The organism is Vibrio sp. R10-SG-ISO4, assembly GCF_059834135.1.
On the sequence record NZ_JCBDHJ010000001.1, the window covers coordinates 28,638 to 52,436 of the forward strand.

Consider the following 23,799-nt stretch of genomic DNA (forward strand, 5'->3'; position numbering starts at 1 on the left):
CTTTCTCCAAAACTTTCACCTGAAATCAGGTAAAAATGAATACTTTCTTCAAATCGGGGGTGGCCCGAACACTCTATAAACGCCATTATACTGTTGATTCATACAGTGTCTATAGCTGATCAACGTTTTTTTGAAATTCAATCGTATGCTACTGATAAATAATAATTAACTGTTTTAGCTACGACGTTTTCACTCTCTGTTGCAACTCTTTATACAGCACTTCTAAAGCGGTTTCGACCGCAGCGGAGCGAACTGCGTCACGGTTCCCATTAAAATGACGCGTCTCGATTTTTTGCCATGAGTGACGGTCACACCAAGCAAAACAGACCGTGCCTACCGGCTTCTCTTGCGTTCCGCCTCCAGGACCCGCGATGCCGCTAATCGCTATCGCGATGTCGGCCCGTGAATGAGCCAATGCTCCCTGCGCCATTTCGCGCACCGTCGGTTCACTCACCGCGCCATATTGATCCAAAGTATCGGCACTCACGCCCAGCATCTCAATTTTCGCTTCGTTGCTGTAGGTGACAAACGCTCGATCGAACCACGCTGAGCTGCCAGCGATGTCTGTGATCGCTGTCGCGACACCGCCACCGGTACAGGACTCTGCGGTCGTCAGCACCAAGCCATGTTGAGCCAAGGCTTCCCCAACTTGGTGAGATAAATTTTGTTTGCTTTGCATCCTTTGCACCTTTTACCCATTTGGTGATTCACGTATCCTAAGCCGCAATAACCACAAACGAAAGATGTAACCGTGAAAGCAGAACAAAAACATACCCCAATGATGCAGCAGTATCTCAAGTTAAAGGCAGAGAACCCTGACATTCTGCTGTTTTACCGCATGGGGGATTTTTATGAACTGTTTTACGATGACGCAAAACGCGCCTCGCAATTGTTAGACATTTCCCTCACTAAGCGTGGCGCGTCAGCCGGTGAGCCCATCCCGATGGCGGGCGTGCCTTTCCACGCGGTCGAAGGCTATCTCGCCAAGCTGGTTCAACTCGGTGAATCCGTTGCAATTTGTGAGCAGATCGGCGATCCAGCCACCAGCAAAGGCCCTGTGGAGCGTAAGGTAGTGCGCATCGTGACACCCGGCACAGTGACCGATGAAGCCTTACTCTCTGAACGGGTCGATAATTTGATTGCCGCGATCTATCATCACGACGGTCGATTCGGCTACGCGACGCTCGATGTGACTTCCGGTCGCTTTCAGTTGATGGAGCCGCAAAACGAAGAAGCGATGGCGGCAGAGCTGCAGCGCACTTCGCCAAGAGAGCTTTTGTTCCCTGAAGATTTTGAGCCCGTGCATCTGATGTCTTCGCGCAGTGGTAATCGCCGCCGACCAATCTGGGAGTTCGAGCTCGATACGGCCAAGCAGCAGCTGAATCAACAATTTGGCACGCGAGATTTGGTCGGCTTTGGTGTTGAACATGCCAAACTGGGCCTCTGTGCCGCTGGCTGTTTGATCCAGTACGTCAAAGATACGCAACGCACCGCCCTGCCTCACATTCGCTCGCTGACGTTTGATCGCCAAGATCATTCGGTGATCTTAGACGCAGCGACAAGACGCAATTTGGAAATCACGCAAAACCTCGCGGGCGGCACCGACAACACGTTGGCTTCTGTACTCGATCACACCGCAACGCCAATGGGCAGTCGAATGCTCAAACGTTGGTTGCACCAACCGATGCGCGATATCGACACGCTCAATCAGCGTCTCGATGCCATCACAGAACTTAAGCAGCTCGCGCTCTTTACTGAGTTGCAGCCTGTACTCAAACAAGTGGGCGACATTGAACGCATTCTTGCACGCTTAGCGCTACGCAGTGCTCGACCTCGCGATATGGCAAGACTGCGCTTTACCATGCAACAGTTGCCAGAGCTCGCTGATGTGATGAAAAGTGCTGAGCACCCGTACCTTAAAAAGCTCGCCCAGTATGCTGCGCCGATGGAAGAAGTCTGCGAACTGCTTGAGCGCGCCGTTAAAGAGAATCCGCCCGTCGTCATTCGTGACGGAGGGGTGATTGCACAAGGCTACGACGCAGAGCTCGATGAATGGCGTAAATTGGCCGATGGCGCCACCGAATACCTGGACCAACTTGAGCAATCAGAGCGCGAACGTCACGGCATTGATACATTGAAAGTCGGCTACAACAATGTGCACGGTTTCTTTATTCAGGTCAGCCGTGGCCAAAGCCACCTTGTGCCGCCTCACTATGTTCGCCGCCAAACGTTAAAAAATGCCGAACGCTATATCATTCCTGAGCTGAAAGAGCATGAAGACAAGGTCTTAAACTCCAAGTCAAAAGCACTGGCGCTCGAAAAGCAGTTATGGGAAGGCCTGTTTGATCTGCTGCTGCCTCACTTAGAGCAGATGCAAAATCTGGCCTCAGCATTGTCGCAAATCGATGTGTTGCAAAACCTAGCAGAGCGCGCCGATAGCCTCGACTACTGCCGCCCGATACTCAATGGTGAGATTGGTGTTCATATCCAAGGCGGTCGCCATCCAGTGGTGGAGCAGGTAATGGATGAGCCGTTTATTGCCAACCCCACAGAACTGACGCCACAACGTAAGATGTTGATCATTACCGGGCCTAACATGGGCGGTAAATCGACCTACATGCGCCAGACCGCCCTTATTGCTTTGATGGCGCATATCGGCTCCTATGTGCCCGCTGAATCGGCAACCATAGGCTCGATTGATCGTATATTTACCCGTATTGGCGCCTCCGACGATCTGGCCTCTGGGCGCTCAACCTTTATGGTCGAAATGACGGAAACCGCCAACATCTTGCACAACGCCACGGAGCGCAGCTTAGTGTTAATGGATGAAATTGGCCGTGGCACCAGTACCTACGATGGCTTGTCGCTTGCTTGGGCAAGCGCTGAATGGCTTGCCAAAGAGCTTGGGGCGATGACTCTGTTCGCCACCCACTATTTTGAATTAACAGAGCTGCCCAACCAGATCGCAACCTTAGCCAACGTCCACCTTGATGCGGTGGAGCATGGCGATAGCATTGCCTTTATGCACGCGGTGCAAGAAGGGGCGGCAAGTAAATCCTACGGTCTCGCCGTTGCCGGGTTAGCTGGCGTACCAAAAAGTGTCATCAAGCAAGCACGGGCTAAATTGCAGCAGTTGGAATCAATCTCGTTAACCGATGCGCCAGCACCTGCGCGGGCTGGCGTTGATGTGGCTAACCAGCTCAGCTTGATCCCCGAGCCAAGTGAAGTGGAGCAGATGCTGGCCAATATTGACCCTGATGATTTAACGCCTCGACAAGCATTAGAAGCGCTGTACCGTTTAAAGAAACACCTCTAAAGCTCAGTACACTATCAAGCCTAAAGACAACAAGGCCTCCCGAATTTGGGAGGCCTTGTTGTTAACATGCTAGTGAAAGATCACGCCCCGTGGGCTACAACTTGCGGCGTAACAGCAACAGCGCAATGGTCAAGAACACCACGCTCGGCATCACCGCACCAAAAACAGGCGGAATGCTGTACACCAAGCTGAGCGGGCCAAAGAATTCACTCGAGATGTAAAAGGTGAAGCCGGCCACCACACCCGATAAAATGCGTGCGCCCATGGTGACACTGCGCAGCGGACCAAAGATAAACGACAGCGCCATCAACATCATCACGGCAATGGAGAAAGGCTGCGTGACTTTACGCCACAGCGCCAATTCATAGCGTGAAGAGTCCTGCTCTGAGGCTTTTAAGTAGGTCACGTAATCGTACAAGCCACCCAGTGACAACTCTTCAGGTTTCACCGTTACCACGGCGAGCTTGTCGGGGGCGAGCGACGTCGTCCAACGATATTCGGGCAGCGCCGTTTTATTGATCTCGACATCGTCCATCATTTCCGTCACTTGGACCTCTTTCATGAGCCAAGTGTTGTCGGACAGGTAATCCACTTTGTTGGCGTACACGACGGTTTGCAGCTTTTTATCGCTGTCAAATCGCCACATGTTCATGCCATAAATCGTGTCGTCTTCGACTTTACCCATAAAAATAAAATCGTTGGCATCACGCGCCCAAACGCCGGTACGCACAGACATAATCGCGCCGCCAGAGGTGGCAAACGCTCGTAAGTCACGTGCCATTTTTTGCGCTTGCGGCGCACCCCATTGTCCGAGCAACGTCACCAGCACCATTAACGGCACTGCGGTTTTGAGTACCGACAAACCGATATCTAACTTCGAATAACCCGACGCCTGCATCACCACAAGCTCGGAGCTTGAAGCCAACATACCAAGCCCTATCAAAGCGCCAAGCAATGCCGCCATTGGGAAAAACATCTCGACGTCACGCGGAATACTGAGGACGACAAAAAACAGCGCTTGCAACAAGTCATAGGTGCCACTGCCGACCTTACGCAACTGCTCGACATATTTGATAATGGCCGACAAGCCAACAAACGTAGCCAACACCAGAGACGTCGTGGCAATAATGGTTCGACCTATGTAGAGATCAAGAATCTTAAACACGACTTACGCTGCCTTCTTTTTTCTTTGTCTGACTCTATCTTTAAAGCGACGAACCGCAATACTGTCCATCGAGTTGATACCCACTGCGGTGAGCAACAACGCCGCGTTAATTGGCCACATGCCGATCATCGTAGGAAACGAGCCATCTTCAAGAGCCGACTTCGTCGCACTGATGGCTAAGAAGTAGGCCAAGTAAATCAATATCGCCGGCCCCATTTTCGCGAAGCGCCCTTGACGAGGGTTAACCGCCGATAACGGCACCACCAGCATGGTAAGCAAAGGGATGCAGACCACTAACGAGAGGCGCCATTGTAACTCCGCTTGTGCGCGTCGGTCAGGGTTGGACAACAGCTCCATCGTCGGAATTGCTTCCCAGTCACGCCCTTTCGCTTTCACATCGCGCTGCCCAATCAGTCCCTCGTACTGATCAAACTCAGTGATCATATAATCCACACGCGTTGGCACCCCTTCATAGCGTGTACCGTCATACATGCGAATAACCTGACGCCCGTCGCTCAGCTCTTTCACTTCACCAGATTGAGAGAAAGAGACGCTCGGTAAAATGGAGTCTCTCGGGCGCATTTGTGCGACAAAAACGTGTTTGAGTTTTTTACCGTCTATATCATCAATAAACACAACAGATGATCCATCCGGCGTACCTTGGAAGTGGCCTTTTTTGAGGAGGTCAACGCTATTTTCCGCTTCGACTTCTTCTTGCAATTGAATCAGCTTTTCTTGGCTGTAAGGCGCAAAAACAAACGCGTTGGCGGCGGCAATTAACCCGGTGATCACCGCCAAGTACAAAGCGGCGCGAATGAGGAATTTGTTGCCAATCCCCGTCGCATTCATCACGGTAATTTCACTTTCTGCGTAGAGACGACCAAAGGTGAGGAGAATGCCTAAGAATAGACTGAGCGGCAGCATCAAAAGCCCCATTGACGGCATGCTTAAGCCGACATAGTGCATGACCAAACTTGCGGGGATATCACCATCGGATGCATCGGCGAGCACTTTGATCAGTTTTTGGCTGAGAAACACCAAAAACAGGATAAAAAATATCGCTAATTGGCTCTTGAGTGTCTCGCGGATCAAATATCTAACAATAATCACGCTGAAATTACCTATACAAAACTTGTTTTTTTAATTGAATCACTATAATTTCCCGATGAACCTTTTGTTTTTAAATTTTTTGGCTAATTGTTAACGCGCTTATTTAAAGATAGTTCCGGTGTAGGAATCAACAAGTAAGACGCCATTATCTAACATTTAGTTCGATTTGTCTTCAGGATGTAGGAGTACGCATGGAGTTCAGTGTAAAGAGTGGCAGCCCAGAGAAACAACGTAGCGCATGTATCGTTGTCGGGGTGTTTGAGCCACGTCGCCTTTCTCCAGTTGCTGAGCAGCTAGATAAAATCAGCGATGGCTATATCAGTTCACTACTTCGCCGTGGTGATCTAGAAGGAAAACCTGGGCAGATGCTACTTCTGCATCAAGTACCTGGTGTGTTGTCTGAGCGTGTTCTGCTTGTCGGTTGCGGCAAAGAGCGCGAGTTGGATGAACGTCAGTACAAAGAGATTATCCAGAAAACCATCAACACCTTGAACGAAACGGGCTCTATGGAAGCGGTGTGCTTCTTGACTGAGCTGCATGTGAAAGGTCGTGATACCTACTGGAAAGTGCGCCAAGCGGTCGAAGCGACCAAAGATGGCCTCTACACCTTTGATCAGTTTAAGAGCGTCAAGCCTGAAACCCGTCGCCCACTGCGCAAGTTGGTGTTCAACGTACCGACGCGTCGTGAGTTGAACTTGGGTGAAAAAGCGATCGCGCATGGCTTGGCCATCTCGTCGGGCGTCAAAGCGTGTAAAGACCTTGGCAACATGCCACCCAACATTGCGAACCCAGCTTATCTCGCCTCTCAAGCGCGCCGCTTAGCGGACGACTACGAGACGATTACGACGAAAGTGATCGGCGAAGAAGAGATGGAAAAACTGGGGATGAACTCTTACCTAGCGGTAGGCCGCGGTTCGAAAAACGAATCGATGATGTCAATCATGGAGTACAAGGGTAACCCAGACGCACAAGCCAAGCCTATCGTATTAGTCGGCAAAGGTCTGACGTTCGATTCGGGCGGTATTTCACTCAAGCCTGGCGAAGGCATGGATGAGATGAAATACGACATGTGTGGCGCTGCCTCCGTGTTTGGCACCATGAAAGCGCTCGCGAAACTGAACCTGCCTATCAACGTGATTGGTGTGCTGGCCGGCTGTGAAAACATGCCAGGCAGCAACGCTTACCGTCCGGGTGATATCCTAACCACAATGTCAGGTCAAACGGTCGAAGTATTGAATACCGATGCCGAAGGCCGCTTGGTTCTGTGTGATGCACTGACCTACGTTGAGCGCTTTGAACCAGAATGTGTCGTGGATGTCGCTACCCTCACTGGTGCGTGTGTGATTGCACTGGGTCACCACATCAGTGGCGTGATCTCAAACCACAACCCGTTGTCTCACGAGCTTATTAACGCTTCTGAGCAAGCGAGCGATCGTGCATGGCGCTTACCGATGGCCGATGAGTACCATGAACAGCTGAAAAGCCCATTCGCCGATATGGCGAACATTGGTGGTCGTCCTGGTGGCACCATTACTGCCGGCTGTTTCTTGTCGAAATTTGCTAAGAAGTACAACTGGGCTCACATCGATATCGCGGGCACTGCTTGGAAATCTGGCGCAGCGAAAGGCTCAACAGGCCGACCAGTCTCTATGCTTGTCCAGTTCCTGCTCAATCGCAGCGGTCAAGATACTGAGGAGTAATCCTCAACCACATCGAAGGGCCGCAAGGCCCTTTTTTGTATATAAGGCATCAGCAAATATCATGGCTAACGCGACCTTTTATCTGATTCAATCGGATTCTCCCCAAGCCACCCCTGAAGGGTTGGATGCGTATGCGGTCTTTTTGGCGCAGCACTTTGCCAAACAAGGGGCAAAAGTGTACGTCAACTGCCAGCACAAAGCCCACGCGGAGGCCCTTGCTGAGCGGTTTTGGCAAGTGGAACCTGAGCAGTACATCGGCCATAACTTGGTTGGAGAAGGTCCCAAGTATGGCACGCAGATTGAGATCGGCCATCAGCAGGTCCGCCCTTCTTGGCATCGCCAGTTGGTGATAAATTTGGCTGAAAATGAGACAACCTTTGCGCATCCGTTTACAGAGGTGGTAGACTTCGTCCCTTGCGACGAAAAAGCCAAGCAGCAAGCGCGAGAACGGTATAAAATTTACCGTCAATCGGGCTTTCAAATGCAAACGATCGCACTCGAACACCACTGACCGTCAATCCTTATAGTTAAGCTCTCTTTTCAGAGAGTTCACTTATAAAGATTGACCTAGATTTACCATTAACCAGAATCAAACCTCCAAGGGGTAGAACGTCGGCTGGCCCTAATCATTAGGTGAATGCACGCCGCCTAAGTTCCATCATCACGAGGCAAAATGAGCGCTATGGAAAAGACATACAACCCAACTTCAATTGAACAAGCTCTATACCAGGCTTGGGAAGAAAAAGGCTACTTTAAGCCGCACGGCGACACGACGAAAGAATCATACAGCATCATGATCCCGCCACCGAACGTCACCGGTAGCCTTCACATGGGCCACGCATTCCAAGACACCATCATGGATACCTTGATCCGTGCCGAACGTATGAAGGGCAAGAACACCCTTTGGCAAGTCGGTACTGACCACGCAGGTATCGCCACACAGATGGTGGTTGAGCGTAAGATCGCGGCAGAAGAAGGCAAAACCAAGCACGATTACGGCCGTGATGCGTTCATCGACAAAATCTGGGAATGGAAAGGCGAATCAGGTGGCACCATCACTAAACAGCTGCGTCGCCTAGGTGCTTCTGTCGACTGGGACCGTGAACGTTTCACTATGGATGACGGCCTATCAAACGCCGTTCAAGAAGTGTTCGTGCGCCTCTACGAAGATGACCTCATCTACCGTGGTAAGCGTCTGGTTAACTGGGATCCTAAACTGCATACCGCAATTTCTGATCTTGAAGTTGAAAACAAAGATAAAAAAGGCCACATGTGGCACTTCCGCTACCCACTAGCGGATGGGGTGAAAACGGCAGACGGCAAAGACTACATCGTTGTCGCTACCACTCGTCCAGAGACGATACTGGGTGATACGGGCGTTGCGGTGAACCCAGAAGATCCTCGCTACAAAGACTTGATCGGTAAAGAGATCCTTCTTCCTATCGTTGACCGCCGCATCCCTATCGTCGGTGATGAGCACGCGGACATGGAGAAAGGCACAGGCTGTGTGAAAATCACCCCTGCGCACGACTTCAACGACTACGAAGTGGGTAAGCGCCACCAGCTACCGATGATCAACATCCTCACCTTTGATGCCAACATCCGTGACGCAGCCGAAGTGTTTAACACGAATGGCGAAGCGAGCGATGCATACTCAACAGAGATCCCGGCTAAATACCAAGGGTTGGAGCGTTTTGCCGCGCGTAAAGCCATCGTAGCGGAATTTGAAGAGATTGGCCTGCTAGACGAAATCAAAGACCACGACCTCACCGTGCCATACGGCGACCGTGGCGGCGTGGTCATCGAACCGATGCTGACCGACCAATGGTATGTGCGTACTGCTCCTCTTGCAGAAACCGCAACTAAAGCAGTGGAAGACGGCGAAATCCAATTCGTACCTAAGCAATACGAAAACATGTACTTCTCTTGGATGCGTGACATTCAAGACTGGTGTATCTCTCGTCAGCTATGGTGGGGGCACCGTATCCCTGCATGGTACGACAACGACGGCAATGTCTACGTTGGTCGCACTGAAGACGAAGTGCGTGAGAAGAACGGCCTAGCACCGGTTGTGGTACTGCACCAAGATGACGACGTACTGGATACCTGGTTCTCTTCTGCCTTGTGGACGTTTGGCACACAAGGCTGGCCTGAAAACACAGATGATCTGAAAACATTCCACCCTTCAGATGTGCTGGTCACCGGTTTCGACATCATCTTCTTCTGGGTTGCTCGCATGATCATGATGACTATGCACTTCTGTAAAGATGAAAACGGCAAGCCACAAGTGCCATTCAAGACGGTTTACGTAACGGGTCTCATCCGTGATGAAAACGGCGACAAGATGTCGAAGTCTAAGGGTAACGTGCTTGACCCAATCGACATGATTGACGGCATCGACCTTGAGTCTCTAGTTGAAAAGCGCACCGGTAACATGATGCAGCCTCAACTTGCCGCGAAGATCGAGAAGAACACGCGCAAGACGTTTGAAAACGGTATCGAACCCTACGGTACGGATGCACTGCGCTTCACTCTTGCTGCTATGGCTTCAACGGGTCGTGACATCAACTGGGATATGAAGCGTCTGGAAGGTTACCGTAACTTCTGTAACAAGCTATGGAACGCGAGCCGTTACGTGCTGATGAATACAGAAGATCAGGATTGTGGCTTCCATTCATCTAACGAACAGGCAGGTGAGATCGAGTACTCACTCGCAGACAAATGGATCGAGTCTCAGTTTGAGCTAGCAGCGAAAGAGTTCAATAGTCACATTGATAACTTCCGTCTGGATATGGCAGCAAACACGATTTACGAATTCATCTGGAACCAATTCTGTGACTGGTATCTAGAGCTCACTAAGCCAGTGCTTTGGAAAGGTAACGAAGCTCAGCAACGTGGTACTCGCCGCACGCTGATCACCGTTCTAGAGAAGACACTTCGTCTTGCGCACCCAGTGATCCCATACATCACAGAAACTATCTGGCAGAGCGTTAAACCACTGGTTGATGGTGTTGAAGGTGAGACGATCATGCTTCAAGCGCTTCCTCAGTTCGACGAAGCGAACTTCAACCAAGCAGCTCTTGATGACATCGAGTGGGTGAAGTCATTCATCACTAGTATCCGTAACCTACGTGCGGAGTACGACATCAACCCAGGTAAGCCGCTTGAAGTGATGCTAAAAGCCGCAAACGCGGAAGACGCAGCTCGTCTAGAAGCGAACAAGCAAGTTCTTGTTTCTCTGGCGAAGCTTGAGTCTGTACGTGTACTGGAAGCGGGTGAAGAAACACCAGCTTGTGCAACGGCACTCGTCGCTAAGTCGGAGCTAATGATCCCAATGGCGGGTCTCATCGACAAAGACGCCGAGCTTGCTCGCCTCGATGGTGAAATCAAAAAGACACAAGGCGAAATCAAACGCATTGAAGGCAAGCTAGGTAACGAAGGCTTCGTGGCTAAAGCACCAGAAGCGGTGGTGGCTAAAGAGCGTGAGAAGCTAGAAGGCTACAAAGAAACGCTCGTGAAGCTTGAAGAGCAAAAAACGACGATTGCCGCACTGTAAGTGCATAAATCAAGTCTGGGAGGCTGGTCATGATGACCAGCCTTTTTTATGTCTTGCTCTTTATCGGCTGAGAACTAAAGTTAAAGTAAAAGCGACAAAGGAGTGACTTGTGCGCGCGCTCGCAGTATCCCTTTCTAGTGCCCTGTTCGCATTGTGGTTCGCCGTGAGTGTCGACGCCACGGCAGAAACCAATAATGGTGAATTGAATAATGATGAAGACAATAAGATTGTCAAAATTGCCGCAGGTGAGTGGCCACCTTTTATCGGCCAAGAGTTAGAAGAATTCGGTTTTGTCGGAAAGACCATTGAGCAGGCGTTTGCGACACAAGGCTATCAAGTCGAATTCCACTTCTTTCCTTGGAAACGGGCCTACAAAGAAGCGAGTGAAGGCGAATTTGTCGCCACCGCTATCTGGATGTTTGCCCAAGAGAGAACCGAGCATTTTTACTTCAGCGAACCAGTGGCACAAGAGGAATTTGTTTTCTTTCATCGTAAAAGCGATGACTTTTCTTGGCAGCGTTTAGAAGATTTAGAGGGTAAACACCTTGGCGGTGGGCTGGGCTACAGCTATGGTGAAGAACTGGATGCACTGATCGAGGATGGGCATGTCACCATACATAGGGTCGCCGACCCTACCAAAGCGTTTCAATTTCTCAAATATCGCCGGGTTGAGCTCGTGCCAGAAGAGAAACACATCGGTCTATTTACGCTCAACAAACTCCCCTATGAAACCCAGGCTCTGATCAGTTTTCACCCTAAGCCATTTTTGACTAATAGTAATTATTTGATGTTCTCCAAAGCGCACCCCGATGGAGAAAAGCTGCTGCGTGTATTCAATCAAGGCTTGAGTCAATTAAAGGCCAGCAGCAGCGAGTAAATCACACCACGCGATTTTGCTCTCGACCGTCAAGAAATGCGTCGATGTTATCAATAAGAATGTCGGCGAGTTTCTGAATCGCGGAGTCGCTACCCCAAGCAACGTGTGGTGTAAGCAGCAGGTTTGGGAGCGAAATATTCGCCAACAAAGGGTTACTCTCATCGGCTGGCTCACTCGTGAACACATCGACCCCCGCCGCCCCTATCTGACCAGACGTCAACGCCGACACCAATGCCTGTTCATCAACCAATCCCCCTCGCCCAGTATTGATCAATATCGCGCTCGATTTCATCAAGCCCAGCTCTGGCTCACCGATGAGGTGAAAGGTCTCATCACTCAGTGGACAGTGCAAACTCACCACATCCGCTTGAGAAAGCGCCGCCTCAAACGGGACATAACCCTCACGGCACTGATGTTCCCCCTTACGCTCAGCAAAGATCACGTGCATACCGACCGCACTGGCCAGTTGCGCGGTGGCCCGTCCTAATGCCCCGCCGCCCACAATCGCAAGGGTTGTCCCCGCTACATCCCTTATCGGGTGGGTAAAAAAGCAGAACTGCTTGTTGCGCTGCCACTCCCCTTGGGCAATGTCGTGATGGTAGGCACTGAGGCGACGACTCAAGCTAAAGATCATACCCAGCACGTGCTCAGGTACCGATTGGGTGGCGTAACCTTGAACGTTGGTCACAGCAATGCCCAAGCGGCGACACGCTTCAATATCAAGGTTATTGTATCCTGTCGCCGAGACGGCGATGAGTTTGAGTGATGGAAGCTGCGCAAGCACCGCTTCATCGAGTAGCACCTTATTGGTGATCGCGACAGTGGCGCCTTGCAGGCGCTCGACCACTTGTTCTGGTGCGGTGAAGTCGTAAGCTTGCCAAACGTGCGGATGGCGAGGAGCTGGCAAGGTGATTTGACTTGGAATGGTGGCTCTGTCGAGAAAAACAAGGTTGGGCAGCATAAGGTCTCCTTCAACTGCCCACTCTGTGTAACCGATTATGGTTTGGGCAGTGTTTTATAGTCGGGTAATTTTCGCACAGGATCGAAATAATCAAACAGCATCTCTTGTGCCTCGGGATAGAAGTCACAAGGAACAAAAATACTTTTCAGCCAATGACTGCGTGGATGATAAAAGCTCAACTCTGCCGCGTGAAGGGCTAAGCGATCCGAACAGAGCAGCGCCTCACCGCTGGAGTAGAACTCATCACCGACAATCGGGTGGCCGAGCGCTTGCATATGAACGCGCAGTTGATGAGAGCGCCCCGTCACCGGCAACAAGCGCACGATGGTGGTTTTCTCTTCTCGTTTCGCCACTTGGTATAAGGTTTTTGACGGTTTACCTGTCTCTAAACACACTTTTTGCCGCGGGCGATTTGGCCAGTCACAAATCAGCGGCAGATCAATGACGCCCTCTTGCTCACTCACCTCTCCCCATACTCGTGCATAGTAGACTTTGTGTGTGAGACGAAACTGAAACTGCTTCTTTAACGCACTTTCTGCGAGTTTGTTTTTTGCTAATACCATTAGGCCGGAAGTGGACATATCTAAGCGATGCACCACTTGAATATCCGGGTGCGTCTCTTGCAGTCGTGACCACATGCTGTCGCGATGAGCAGGATCGCGGCCAGGTACAGACAGCAGCCCTGACGGCTTATTGACCGCAAGGATATGTTCATCTTCAAAAACAACCTCCACCCAAGGCTCCCTTGGTGGGTTGTACTCCAGCATGGCCATAAACACTCTCAACTACTATGAATTCGGGCGAAGTATACCCGAAGCCACTCGCAAGGGCACCAGTCTGGCATTTTTGTCGATTATTCACGCTTGAAAAGAAAGTTTCACTCAAAGTGTAAAAAATCTATGACAGACAAAGCAAATGTGTTATTCCTTAATGACCTTGACAGGTAATAAATACAATAAAACACAACATTTCACCCATAGGCAGTAGTATGGAAAGTATCACTTCAGCGCCCCCGAAGGCGCGTTTCTCGTTAGCCCACCTTATTCGCTCATTAGGCCCAGGAATTATGATGGCCGCCGCTGCTGTCGGTGGCTCTCACTTAGTCGCCTCCACCAAAGCGGGTGCCATTTATGGCTGGCAGTTGGCGGCGCTCATTTTGCTCGTCAACGTATTCAAATACCCGTTTTTTCGCGCCGGTGTGCAATACACTATGGGCACCGGCACCAGTTTAGTCGAAGGCTACTCAAAACTTGGCAAACCATACTTGTGGCTGTTTGCCGGCTTAAGTGCGGTCTCCGCTGTGGTCAACACCGCTGCACTACTGATGTTTAGCGCTAGCTTGCTCGCCTATTTCGTCCCCTTTGATCTCTCGATGCCCGTGCTCAGCATCCTTATACTGAGCACCTGTTTAGCGATTTTATTTGCAGGCCAATACAAGGCGTTGGATGCGTTATCGAAAACCATCATGGCGGTTCTAACCATTGCCACACTGCTCGCGGTGTGCATCGCATTGGGTAAACCTGCCGAGCCCGTCGTGGGCTTCGAATCCCCCTCGCCTTGGACATTAGCCGCAATCGGATTTCTCGTTGTGACCATGGGTTGGATGCCTGCACCGATTGAAATTTCCAGTATCACCTCAATGTGGCTAAAAAGTCAGTGTAAGCAGCAAACGGTGACGCCGCGCTCTGCGCTGTTTGATTTCAACGTGGGCTACATAGGGACTGCGCTGCTGGCGATTGTCTTTCTTTCCTTAGGCGCTTTGGTGCTGCATGGGACAGGCGTTGAGCTTTCAAGCTCTGGCGTCGGCTTCTCGCATCAACTGGTAGGGCTCTATGCATCGACCATTGGTGAGTGGTCTCGCTACTTGATTGCTGTGATTGCGTTCTTCTGTATTTTTGGTAGTACGATCACCGTGATTGACGGTTATGCGCGTGTGTTGTCTGAATCTCAACGTTTAGTGCAAAAGCAACCAGAAATGAAAAACGGCGTGACGCTGACTTGGATGGTGATCATCTCTGCAGCAGCCCTTGCCATCATCTTGTTTTGGGCCAAAGCGCTACTGCCAATGCTCAATTTTGCGATGATCCTTGCCTTTGTTACGACTCCATTTTTCGGTTTACTCAACTACATTTTGGTGACCAAAACCGATCTGCCTAAGCCGCTCGCAATGACATCCTCGCTAAAGTGGCTCTCCATCGCCGGTCTGATTTATCTGTTCGGCTTTTTGGCGGTCTTTATTTGGTGGAAATGGCTTCTTTAGTCATCGGTTTCGTCATCTTTATTAACGATCAAAAAGGCCCTCAACGTTGAGGGCCTTGTACTAATACGTTACTCGCGTTGCGATCACTTAGTTGTGCGCGACGACAATCATACGCAGTGAGTCGAGTTGGTATTGCGCTTGGCGGATGTAACCGGTCAGCGCGGTAATCTGCTCATCAATCGCTTCAATCTCTTCATCACGAATGTTCGGGTTCACCGCTTTCAGGGCCTGCAAACGCTCAAGCTCGCCATTTAGACTCGATTGCATCTCTTTTTGCGCTTGCTCGCGTACGGCTTCCACTTTTTCGACCACCAGCTTGTCACCTGCGGCAATCAGCTGATGCACCTGCGCCTGTACCGAAGAGACCAGTTTAGCCGCAATATGGCGGCCGACCGGGCTGAGCTGACGGTTGAAACTGTCAAACTCCACTTGCGCCGATAAATCATTGCCTTTGCCATCAAGCATGATGCGAATCGGCGTGGTCGGTAAGAAACGGCTGATGCCAGTACGTTTGGGCGCTTGCGCATCCACTTTGTAGATCAGTTCAAGCAGCAGCGTCCCTACGGGCAGAGCCTTGTTTTTCAGCAGTGACACCGCACTGGTCCCCACGCCCTCACTCATCAGCAGATCAATACCGCCTTGAATCATCGGGTGTTCCCAGCTGATAAAGTGCATGTCCTCACGAGACAGCGCCGTATCACGGTCAAAGGTGATAGTTGCGCCTTCGTATGGCAGTCCTGGGTAACTGGGCACCATCATGTGCTCAGAAGGGGTGACCACGAGCGCATTTTCGCCTTTGTCGTCTTGGTTAAGACCAATGGTATCAAACAGGCTCAAGGCGAACGTGACAAGATTCGTATCGCCATCGGTCGCGGCAATCGTATCGACAATCGCTTGCGCTTTCTCACCGCCGTGCGAGTGCATTTCAAGCAGACGGTCACGCCCTTGCTCCAGCTCCGCTTTGAGCGCTTTGTTCATTGCCGCAGATTGAGCAATCACATCATCCAACTCACTGGTATCTCCACTGGCCAGCATAGTAATCAGCGCATCCGACACCTTGTCGTACACCATGCGACCGGTTGGGCAGGTTTGGGCAAACGCATTCAAACCTTCATTAAACCAACGCGCCAAAATCGCTTGCGAGGTGCCTTCAAGGTAGGGGACATGAATATCGATATCGCGCTGCTGACCAATTCGGTCTAAGCGACCGATGCGTTGCTCAAGTAAGTCTGGGTTGAACGGCAGATCAAACATCACCAGTTGGTTCGCAAACTGGAAGTTGCGCCCTTCAGAGCCAATTTCGCTACAGATGAGAACCTGTGCGCCTCCCTCTTCTTGGGCAAAGTACGCCGCCGCTTTGTCGCGTTCTAAAATCGACATACCTTCATGGAATACCGTGGCACGGATGCCTTCACGCTCGCGCAGCGCTTGTTCCAATTGCAACGCCGTACTGGCGCGAGAGGCGATCACCAACACCTTTTCACTGCGTTTTTGCGTGATCTTCTCAAGTAACCAATCAACGCGACTATCAAACTGCCACCAGCTCGATTCGTCACCTTCAAACTCTTGGAACAGCTCTTCAGGGTAGAGATTTTTCAGCGCACGCGCTTCTGGGCTCATCTTGCCGCCAATCATGCCAGAGACACGCATCGCCGTGGTGTATTGGCTCGGAATCGGCATCGGCACCAAATGCACATTACGCACTGGGAAGCCTTTGATCGCTGCACGCGTGTTACGAAACAGCACGCGCCCCGTACCATGACGATCCATCAAATTATCAATCAACTCTTGACGTGCAGCGGCAATCGCCTGGTCGTCACTGTTGCTCTCGATAATACGAAACAGTGGCTCAACATCTTGTTCAGATAAGAGCTCGGTGATCTGGTTTTTCGCCTCATCCGCCAAGGATTCGCCAGAGAACAGAGCGCTGACCGAATCGGCCACCGGGGCGTATTGCTGCTCTTCTTTGACAAACTCTTCATAGTCAAAGAAGCGATCCGAGTCGAGCAATCTCAAGCGTGCAAAATGGCTTTCACGACCTAGCTGTTCAGGTGTCGCGGTGAGCAGGAGTACACCAGGTGTACGCGCAGCCAAGCCTTCAATCACCTGATATTCACGGCTCGGCTGCTCTGGGCTCCACTCTAAATGGTGCGCTTCATCGACCACTAAGAGATCCCAATCGGCGTCAAGCGCTTGCTCGAAGCGCTTGCGGCTCTTGCGTAGAAAATCGAGTGAGCACAGCACATATTGCTGGGTATCGAATGGATTATCGGCTTCCGCGAACGCTTCAATGCAACGCTCTTCATCAAAGATAGAGAAATGCAGATTGAATCGACGCATCATCTCCACCAACCATTGATGCTGAAGCGTTTCTGGCACCACGATCAAAATGCGTTCCGCTCGACCCGCCAGCACTTGCTGGTGGATGATCATGCCCGCTTCAATGGTTTTACCTAGGCCCACTTCATCGGCCAACAACACGCGCGGCGCGTGACGACGCCCCACTTCATGGGCGATGTAAAGCTGATGAGGGATCAAGCCTGCACGCATACCACATAAGCCGCGCATTGGGCTCTTGTGCTGCTCATATTGGTTCATCAGTGCACGATAACGGAGCACAAAGTTGTCCATACGATCGATTTGACCGGCAAACAGCTTATCTTGAGGTTTATTAAAACGAATCTGGTTGCTGAGCATGATTTCACGCAGCTCGACGTCTTTATCGCCGTTGTCTTCACGCGTACCGATGTAGGTCAGCAGCGACTGCTCCTCAACCACTTGCTCAATGCGCAATGACCACCCTTGTTGGCTATCCACAACATCCCCTGGGTTAAACGTCACACGAGTCACCGGCGCATCATTGCGCGCGTACACGCGATTCTCTTCGGATGCGGCAAACATCAATGTGACCGTTCTAGCATCCAGTGCGACTACAGTACCTAAACCTAAATCGCTCTCTGTATCGCTGATCCAACGCTGGCCCAAAGCAAATGTCATCTATCGACTACCTCTTTCAATCGGTCTGTTGTGAGTCGGGGTACGGCTTATTGATGATAGTGTAGACAATGATTCTCATCATCCCAACCAACAATCAAGATCTGCCCCCAATGCGCCGCTAGAACAGGACTCAAGCCTTTTCCAGCCACACATAAAAAAGGTCGCTAATGGTACTCGAAGCTGTGATATTGGTCACGCACAAACACCTCAATTCTCAACAAATTTTTTGCCACTCTCTGGCTGACATCAAAGTGTAAAAAAGAAGTGGCATTTCTAAAGTGGAAGAGATGGAAACTGACTTATACTTTAAGGGCAGGCGCATCTCTGACAATGGGTTAGTACCTTGGCAATTTCTTGGCTTTACCCCTAACACGGCACAAGAAATGCAATCCATCGAGAGAGCGGTACAGTGAACCAAACGGTCAGCACGAAAAACGCTGACTCACTACGTTGATGATCCACTCGGGTTTGTAGCGACGCCTTGTTAGGCGGCATGTTGAATGGACAGGGCAACGCCTAAGCCATGTCAGCTTCCTGCTCACTGAAGGTGTCACTGCAAAATGACTGCAAGTTACCTCACACAATGAGGATACACCTGACATGGCGCACACGCCGTGCTGCGTATGACAGGTAAGCAAGCCGCGCTGCGGCAAGGAGACGCTTATGGGTGATACGGAACGGAAACTCTTCGTTTTAGACACCAACATCCTTCTTCATGAACCTCACGCAATCTACTCATTCCAAGAGCACGATGTCGTCATACCGATGACGGTCCTCGAGGAGCTCGATAAAATCAAAGACAGCAAACGCGATGTGGCTCGCGACGCCCGCGTCGCCATTCGCGCGCTCGAAGCACTGTTTAAAGACGCCACGCCCGATGAAATATCAGAAGGCATCCCCATCAACCGCGATAAAGAAAGCACCGGTCACATCGCCATTTTGGCAGATTTCGAACTGCAAGAAACCGTCAAAGCCTTCGCAGACAAAGCCGGTGACAACCGCATTCTCAACGCCGTGCTCTACTTACAAAACAAGCGTGCGCCGCGAGAAGTGATCCTCATTACCAAAGACATCAACATGCGTTTACGCGCCAAAGGGGCGGGAGTACGTTTTGTTGAGGACTATCGCACCGACCAACTGATCGACGATGTCCAATACCTCACCAAAGGTTACCAACAGATCGAAGGGGAGTTTTGGAGCAAGGTCGATGAAGTCGACAGCCAAACCATTCACGGCCGCACTTACCACACATTGCCGCGCGAGCCGTTTGAACCCACTTACATTAATCAATATGTCTTGGACGATTCGAGCGACTTTGCCGGTCGAGTCGAGGACATCACCAGCGACAAGATCACCATTAAGGATCTCAGCCGGGAGCGATTGATGCACCGTAAAGCGTGGGACATCACTCCAAAAAACATTTACCAAGGCATGGCCCTTGATGCGCTGCTCGATCCCAATATCGATTTGGTCATACTGACGGGTTCTGCGGGCAGCGGGAAAACCTTGTTGGCGCTGGCCAGTGCGCTTGAGCAGACCATCGAAAAAGGCATGTTTGATAAAATCATCGTCACCCGAAACACGCCCGATATTGGCGAGTCAATCGGCTTCTTGCCCGGCAGCGAAGAAGAGAAGATGATGCCTTGGCTCGCGGCGGTCACCGATACCTTGGAAGCGCTGCACAAGCATGATCACTGTACGGAGGGATCGCTCAAGTACATTTGCGACAAAGCCAACATCCAGTTCAAGTCGATCAACTTTATGCGCGGGCGCTCCATTCAGAATGCGTTCGTGCTGCTGGATGAGTGCCAAAACCTCACGGCGTCTCAAATCAAAACCATCATCACCCGTTGTGGCGAAGGGACGAAAATTGTCTGCTCCGGTAACTTAGCGCAGATTGACTCCCACTACCTCACGCCGGTGACCTCGGGGCTCACCTACATGGTCGAGCGATTTAAAAACTTTGAAGGCAGCGCCAATATTCACCTCAACGGAGTGGTGCGCAGTCGCTTGGCAGAATTTGCGGAAGAGAACTTGTAACCTCGCTAAGCAGTCCTGTCACCCACAACCACATTAAGCATTAATAGTCACAAAAAGCGGGATATTATCTATATCCCGCTTTATTTTTAAAATAATTATTCACAAACAGCCGTCAGGTATGTTTAACTATTGGCAAATAATGAATACCGATTCAAGGACTGGTATATGGCTTTTAATCTTCGTAATCGTAACTTTCTCAAGCTGCTTGATTTTACCCCCAAAGAGATCCAATTTTTGCTCGACCTTTCTGCGGATTTAAAGAAAGCGAAATATGCCGGAACGGAGCAAAAGAAGCTCGTGGGTAAAAACATTGCCCTTATCTTTGAAAAGTCATCGACACGAACTCGCTGCGCGTTTGAAGTCGCCGCATTTGATCAAGGCGCGCAAGTCTCTTACATCGGCCCATCGGGTTCACAGATTGGCCATAAAGAGTCGATGAAAGACACCGCGCGCGTACTGGGTCGCATGTACGATGGCATTGAATATCGCGGTTTTGGTCAAGCGATCGTCGAAGAGCTGGGTCAATACGCAGGCGTACCGGTTTGGAATGGTTTGACCGATGAGTTTCACCCGACGCAAATTTTGGCCGACTTCCTTACCATGCTCGAACATGGACGAGGTAAACAGTTGCACCAAATGCGCTTTGCTTACCTCGGTGATGCACGCAACAACATGGGCAACTCTTTGATGGTTGGCGCTGCCAAAATGGGCATGGACATTCGCCTAGTCGCACCGAAAGATTTTTGGCCCGAGGCTGAGTTGGTGGACACTTGTCAAACCATCGCTGCGCAAACAGGGGCAAGCATCACATTGACCGAAGATGTGGCGCAAGGCGTGGAAGGTTGTGATTTCCTTTACACCGACGTTTGGGTGTCGATGGGTGAAGCGCCTGAAGCGTGGGATGAACGCGTGGCCAAAATGACCCCGTATCAAGTCAATGCGGCAACGCTTGAAAAGACCGGCAACCCGCACGTCAAATTCATGCACTGCCTGCCCGCTTTTCACAACGATGAAACCACCATTGGCAAACAAGTAGCCGAGAAATATGGCATGAACGGCCTCGAAGTGACCGAGGAAGTGTTTGAATCTGAGCACTCGATCGTCTTCGATGAGGCAGAAAACCGAATGCACACCATTAAGGCTGTGATGGTCGCCACACTGGGCAGTTAATATCGAACACAGATCGACACAAAAAACCGCGATGCAATCGCTTGCTCTGCGCAAAGTTCGGCGTATAATGCTCGGCAATTTGTCTGGAGATAGTGAAATATGTCACGTCGTTGGTGTGTTACAAAGCGTGTTACTGCACATAAGCAAACTGGCTTATTGATGCGACGTTTCTCTATCTTCATTGATTTGTAAAGCCTCCCGTTATGGGGGGCTTTTTTATGCCTAACACTTATTATTTATACCTAACGCATATTATTCATGCCTAACGCATATAACTGGGAAGATGATTATGACAAACTCGCTTTACAACAAGCACATTATCTCCATTCCTGAGCTTTCACGTGAAGAGCTGGAATTGATTGTCAAAACCGCAGGTCAACTCAAAGCTGAGCCAAACCCAGATTTAATCAAAAATAAAGTGGTCGCGAGCTGCTTCTTTGAACCCTCGACACGTACTCGACTCTCATTTGAGACTGCGATTCAACGTATTGGTGGCGACGTGATTGGCTTTGACAATGGCGGCAACACCTCTCTGGCGAAAAAAGGCGAAACCCTAGCTGACTCCGTGCAGGTCATCTCCTCTTATGTGGATGCGTTTGTGATGCGCCACCCTCAAGAGGGCGCGGCGCGTCTAGCGTCAGAGTTTTCTAAAGGTGTACCTGTGATCAATGCAGGCGATGGTGCCAACCAGCACCCGACGCAAACCTTGCTCGATCTCTTCTCGATTGCCGAAACCCAAGGCCGTTTAGACAACCTCAACGTTGCCTTCGTCGGTGATCTTAAATATGGCCGCACGGTACACTCGCTGACTCAAGCGCTGGCGAAATTTGATAACGTTCGCTTCTTCTTTATCGCACCTGAAGCGTTAGCGATGCCTGATTACATCTGCGAAGAGCTCGAAGAAGCCGGTATTCGATTTAGCCTTCATACCGATATGGAAAGTGTCATCCCTGAGCTGGATGTACTGTACATGACACGCGTGCAAAAAGAGCGCTTTGATGAGTCTGAATACGCCCACATCAAATCGGCCTACATCTTAACGGCAGCGATGCTTGAAGGCGCACGTGACAACTTGAAAGTGCTTCACCCGCTGCCACGCGTCGACGAGATCACCGTGGATGTCGATAAAACACCCCACGCGTACTACTTCGAGCAAGCTGAAAATGGCGTCTACGCTCGTGAAGCGCTACTCGCCCTTGTCCTTAATCCAGACCTTTAATCGCAGGAGACTCCCATCATGGCAAAAGAAAAACAGTTGCAAGTTGAAGCCATCAAAAACGGCACCGTGATTGACCACATTCCCGCGAAAATGGGCATCAAGGTCCTGAAGCTATTTTCAATGGATGAGTCAAACCAACGCGTGACCGTTGGGTTGAACCTCCCTTCCTCCGCACTGGGCCATAAAGATCTGCTCAAGATTGAAAACGTCTTTATCAGCGAAGAGCAAGCCAACAAACTGGCGCTGTACGCCCCTCATGCCACCGTCAATCAGATTGAAGATTACCGCGTAGTGAAAAAGCTCGCTCTTGAGCTTCCACGTGAAGTCAACAATGTGTTTGCCTGCCCGAACAGCAACTGCATTACCCACAATGAACCGGTAGAAAGCAGTTTCGCGGTAATTGAGAAAAAAGACGAGTTTCGCCTTAAGTGTAAGTACTGTGAGAAAGTGTTCTCACGCGAAGTGGTCACTGAGCGCTAAGCTCACTCAAAGCTTAGTCATTTCATCCCCGCCGCTGCGGGGATGTTTCTTTACCCTTCATTTTTTTACTCTTCATTTTTCTTTACCCATCAAGGGATTCACGGCACACTGCTCTATTAAGCGAACGCCTCACTCGTCGAGCACTCGGCCCTGTAAGCGTTACTATCTCATCAGCTAAACACTCATTCAGGAAGAGAGACATGACCAAAGTACTTCATACAGAATCAGCACCAGCAGCGATTGGCCCATACGTACAAGGCGTTGACCTTGGCAACATGGTTCTGACCTCTGGACAAATCCCAGTCAATCCTGCAACCGGTGAGGTCGCAGAAGATATTGCCGCTCAAGCACGCCAATCACTAGAAAACGTCAAAGCCGTGGTAGAAGCATCAGGCTTGACGGTTTCAGATATCGTGAAGATGACGGTGTTTGTCAAAGATTTGAACGATTTTGGTACGGTGAACGAAGTGTACGGTCAGTTTTTTGATGAGCACAACGTCGCCAACTACCCTGCACGCTCTTGTGTAGAAGTGGCACGTCTACCCAAAGATGTCGGCATTGAAATCGAAGCGATTGCGGTGCGCAAATAACGGCAATGTTCAGGTTGCCTTAGGGGACTCTAACCTGAGGAACTCTAAACAAAAAGCGAGCCTAACCCGGCTCGCTTTTTCGCTTTTATTGTCCGTAGGTATTGCTCGGCAAGAGAGGTTGATTAGCAAGATTAAGTAAGGGAGAAGATGGGCCCTTCCCCAAGCGCGTCATTCATTCGCCGTACGACTCTCGCACATTGGCAAGCTCACTCACCAGCGCCGCGAACTGAAAGCCTGACTTTGGATCTTGGATTAAGGCGATGTTAGTCTGTCTGTCGACCACCAAAACTTCGCCTCGCCCCTCAGCGCATTCGACCATCATACCTTTTGTAACTTGACACACGTCCATTGGGTGACT

Annotated in this window: 18 protein-coding genes; 11 read left to right on the forward strand and 7 right to left on the reverse strand. The window is 50.6% G+C overall.

Annotated features, from left to right (window positions below):
* Window positions 1-178 precede the first annotated feature (178 nt).
* A complete protein-coding gene (gene pncC / locus AC6R03_RS00160) occupies window positions 179-679 on the reverse strand; it encodes a nicotinamide-nucleotide amidase (RefSeq protein ID WP_500631227.1) in 501 nt (166 codons plus the stop codon).
* 72 nt (window positions 680-751) lie between these two features.
* Here pncC and mutS point away from each other — a divergent pair, with 72 nt between their 5' ends.
* Window positions 752-3,316, forward strand: coding sequence for a DNA mismatch repair protein MutS (mutS, locus tag AC6R03_RS00165; RefSeq protein WP_500631226.1), 2,565 nt, complete (start codon window positions 752-754; stop codon window positions 3,314-3,316).
* 94 nt (window positions 3,317-3,410) lie between these two features.
* Here mutS and lptG read toward each other — a convergent pair whose 3' ends face one another.
* Complete coding sequence (gene lptG, locus AC6R03_RS00170) at window positions 3,411-4,481, reverse strand: LPS export ABC transporter permease LptG (RefSeq protein ID WP_334555074.1); 1,071 nt, start codon at window positions 4,479-4,481, stop codon at window positions 3,411-3,413.
* Window positions 4,482-4,484: 3 nt separating this feature from the next.
* Window positions 4,485-5,591, reverse strand: a complete 1,107-nt coding sequence (gene lptF, locus AC6R03_RS00175; protein ID WP_500631225.1) for an LPS export ABC transporter permease LptF — start codon at window positions 5,589-5,591, stop codon at window positions 4,485-4,487.
* Between the two features lie 191 nt (window positions 5,592-5,782).
* On the opposite strand from lptF, the gene pepA reads away from it, so the two are divergent.
* From pepA to AC6R03_RS00195, 4 genes are all read left to right on the forward strand, one after another.
* Window positions 5,783-7,291 carry a leucyl aminopeptidase gene (pepA, locus tag AC6R03_RS00180; RefSeq protein WP_500631224.1) on the forward strand — a complete coding sequence of 503 codons (1,509 nt, stop codon included), beginning with the start codon at window positions 5,783-5,785 and terminating at the stop codon, window positions 7,289-7,291.
* Window positions 7,292-7,352: 61 nt separating this feature from the next.
* Window positions 7,353-7,802 (forward strand): DNA polymerase III subunit chi, encoded by a 450-nt coding sequence (locus AC6R03_RS00185; protein ID WP_500631223.1) that lies wholly within the window; start codon window positions 7,353-7,355, stop codon window positions 7,800-7,802.
* 171 nt (window positions 7,803-7,973) lie between these two features.
* Window positions 7,974-10,847: a valine--tRNA ligase gene (locus tag AC6R03_RS00190; protein ID WP_500631222.1), complete on the forward strand. Its 2,874-nt coding sequence runs from the start codon at window positions 7,974-7,976 to the stop codon at window positions 10,845-10,847.
* 163 nt (window positions 10,848-11,010) lie between these two features.
* Complete coding sequence (locus AC6R03_RS00195; protein WP_500631244.1) at window positions 11,011-11,724, forward strand: substrate-binding periplasmic protein; 714 nt, start codon at window positions 11,011-11,013, stop codon at window positions 11,722-11,724.
* A gap of 1 nt (window position 11,725) precedes the next feature.
* Here the strand turns inward: AC6R03_RS00195 and AC6R03_RS00200 are convergent, their stop codons facing one another.
* Window positions 11,726-12,685 (reverse strand): D-2-hydroxyacid dehydrogenase, encoded by a 960-nt coding sequence (locus AC6R03_RS00200; protein ID WP_500631221.1) that lies wholly within the window; start codon window positions 12,683-12,685, stop codon window positions 11,726-11,728.
* A 35-nt stretch (window positions 12,686-12,720) separates the two neighbouring features.
* Window positions 12,721-13,458 (reverse strand): bifunctional tRNA pseudouridine(32) synthase/23S rRNA pseudouridine(746) synthase RluA, encoded by a 738-nt coding sequence (gene rluA / locus AC6R03_RS00205; RefSeq protein WP_500628523.1) that lies wholly within the window; start codon window positions 13,456-13,458, stop codon window positions 12,721-12,723.
* Between the two features lie 215 nt (window positions 13,459-13,673).
* Here rluA and AC6R03_RS00210 point away from each other — a divergent pair, with 215 nt between their 5' ends.
* On the forward strand, window positions 13,674-14,945 hold the full coding sequence (locus AC6R03_RS00210; protein WP_500631220.1) for an NRAMP family divalent metal transporter: 1,272 nt from the start codon (window positions 13,674-13,676) through the stop codon (window positions 14,943-14,945).
* 87 nt (window positions 14,946-15,032) lie between these two features.
* Here the strand turns inward: AC6R03_RS00210 and rapA are convergent, their stop codons facing one another.
* Entirely contained in the window at window positions 15,033-17,942 is a 2,910-nt protein-coding gene (gene rapA, locus AC6R03_RS00215) for an RNA polymerase-associated protein RapA (protein ID WP_500631219.1), read from the reverse strand.
* Between the two features lie 663 nt (window positions 17,943-18,605).
* Between rapA and AC6R03_RS00220 the strand changes: the two genes are divergently transcribed.
* From AC6R03_RS00220 to AC6R03_RS00240, 5 genes are all read left to right on the forward strand, one after another.
* Window positions 18,606-19,982, forward strand: a complete 1,377-nt coding sequence (locus AC6R03_RS00220) for a PhoH family protein (RefSeq protein ID WP_487901762.1) — start codon at window positions 18,606-18,608, stop codon at window positions 19,980-19,982.
* Window positions 19,983-20,147: 165 nt separating this feature from the next.
* On the forward strand, window positions 20,148-21,152 hold the full coding sequence (locus AC6R03_RS00225; RefSeq protein WP_500631218.1) for an ornithine carbamoyltransferase: 1,005 nt from the start codon (window positions 20,148-20,150) through the stop codon (window positions 21,150-21,152).
* Between the two features lie 289 nt (window positions 21,153-21,441).
* Window positions 21,442-22,371 carry an aspartate carbamoyltransferase gene (gene pyrB, locus AC6R03_RS00230; RefSeq protein ID WP_487901764.1) on the forward strand — a complete coding sequence of 310 codons (930 nt, stop codon included), beginning with the start codon at window positions 21,442-21,444 and terminating at the stop codon, window positions 22,369-22,371.
* 18 nt (window positions 22,372-22,389) lie between these two features.
* Window positions 22,390-22,851 (forward strand): aspartate carbamoyltransferase regulatory subunit, encoded by a 462-nt coding sequence (gene pyrI / locus AC6R03_RS00235; RefSeq protein ID WP_500631217.1) that lies wholly within the window; start codon window positions 22,390-22,392, stop codon window positions 22,849-22,851.
* 200 nt (window positions 22,852-23,051) lie between these two features.
* Entirely contained in the window at window positions 23,052-23,441 is a 390-nt protein-coding gene (locus tag AC6R03_RS00240; protein ID WP_500627084.1) for a RidA family protein, read from the forward strand.
* 172 nt (window positions 23,442-23,613) lie between these two features.
* Here the strand turns inward: AC6R03_RS00240 and AC6R03_RS00245 are convergent, their stop codons facing one another.
* The gene (locus tag AC6R03_RS00245; protein WP_487901766.1) at window positions 23,614-23,790 is read right to left on the reverse strand and encodes a hypothetical protein; all 177 of its coding nucleotides are present in this window, start codon (window positions 23,788-23,790) and stop codon (window positions 23,614-23,616) included.
* Between the last annotated feature and the right edge of the window lie 9 nt (window positions 23,791-23,799).

Excerpts from the sequence above, each read along its gene's own strand:
- pncC (WP_500631227.1), bottom strand. The coding sequence starts at position 679 with ATGCAAAGCAAACAAAATTTATCTCACCAAGTTGGGGAAGCCTTGGCT.
- pepA (WP_500631224.1), top strand. The coding sequence starts at position 5,783 with ATGGAGTTCAGTGTAAAGAGTGGCAGCCCAGAGAAACAACGTAGCGCA.
- AC6R03_RS00185 (WP_500631223.1), top strand. The coding sequence starts at position 7,353 with ATGGCTAACGCGACCTTTTATCTGATTCAATCGGATTCTCCCCAAGCC.
- AC6R03_RS00190 (WP_500631222.1), top strand. The coding sequence starts at position 7,974 with ATGGAAAAGACATACAACCCAACTTCAATTGAACAAGCTCTATACCAG.
- AC6R03_RS00200 (WP_500631221.1), bottom strand. The coding sequence starts at position 12,685 with ATGCTGCCCAACCTTGTTTTTCTCGACAGAGCCACCATTCCAAGTCAA.
- rluA (WP_500628523.1), bottom strand. The coding sequence starts at position 13,458 with ATGGCCATGCTGGAGTACAACCCACCAAGGGAGCCTTGGGTGGAGGTT.
- AC6R03_RS00210 (WP_500631220.1), top strand. The coding sequence starts at position 13,674 with ATGGAAAGTATCACTTCAGCGCCCCCGAAGGCGCGTTTCTCGTTAGCC.
- rapA (WP_500631219.1), bottom strand. The coding sequence starts at position 17,942 with ATGACATTTGCTTTGGGCCAGCGTTGGATCAGCGATACAGAGAGCGAT.
- AC6R03_RS00220 (WP_487901762.1), top strand. The coding sequence starts at position 18,606 with ATGGGTGATACGGAACGGAAACTCTTCGTTTTAGACACCAACATCCTT.
- AC6R03_RS00225 (WP_500631218.1), top strand. The coding sequence starts at position 20,148 with ATGGCTTTTAATCTTCGTAATCGTAACTTTCTCAAGCTGCTTGATTTT.
- pyrB (WP_487901764.1), top strand. The coding sequence starts at position 21,442 with ATGACAAACTCGCTTTACAACAAGCACATTATCTCCATTCCTGAGCTT.
- pyrI (WP_500631217.1), top strand. The coding sequence starts at position 22,390 with ATGGCAAAAGAAAAACAGTTGCAAGTTGAAGCCATCAAAAACGGCACC.
- AC6R03_RS00240 (WP_500627084.1), top strand. The coding sequence starts at position 23,052 with ATGACCAAAGTACTTCATACAGAATCAGCACCAGCAGCGATTGGCCCA.
- AC6R03_RS00245 (WP_487901766.1), bottom strand. The coding sequence starts at position 23,790 with ATGGACGTGTGTCAAGTTACAAAAGGTATGATGGTCGAATGCGCTGAG.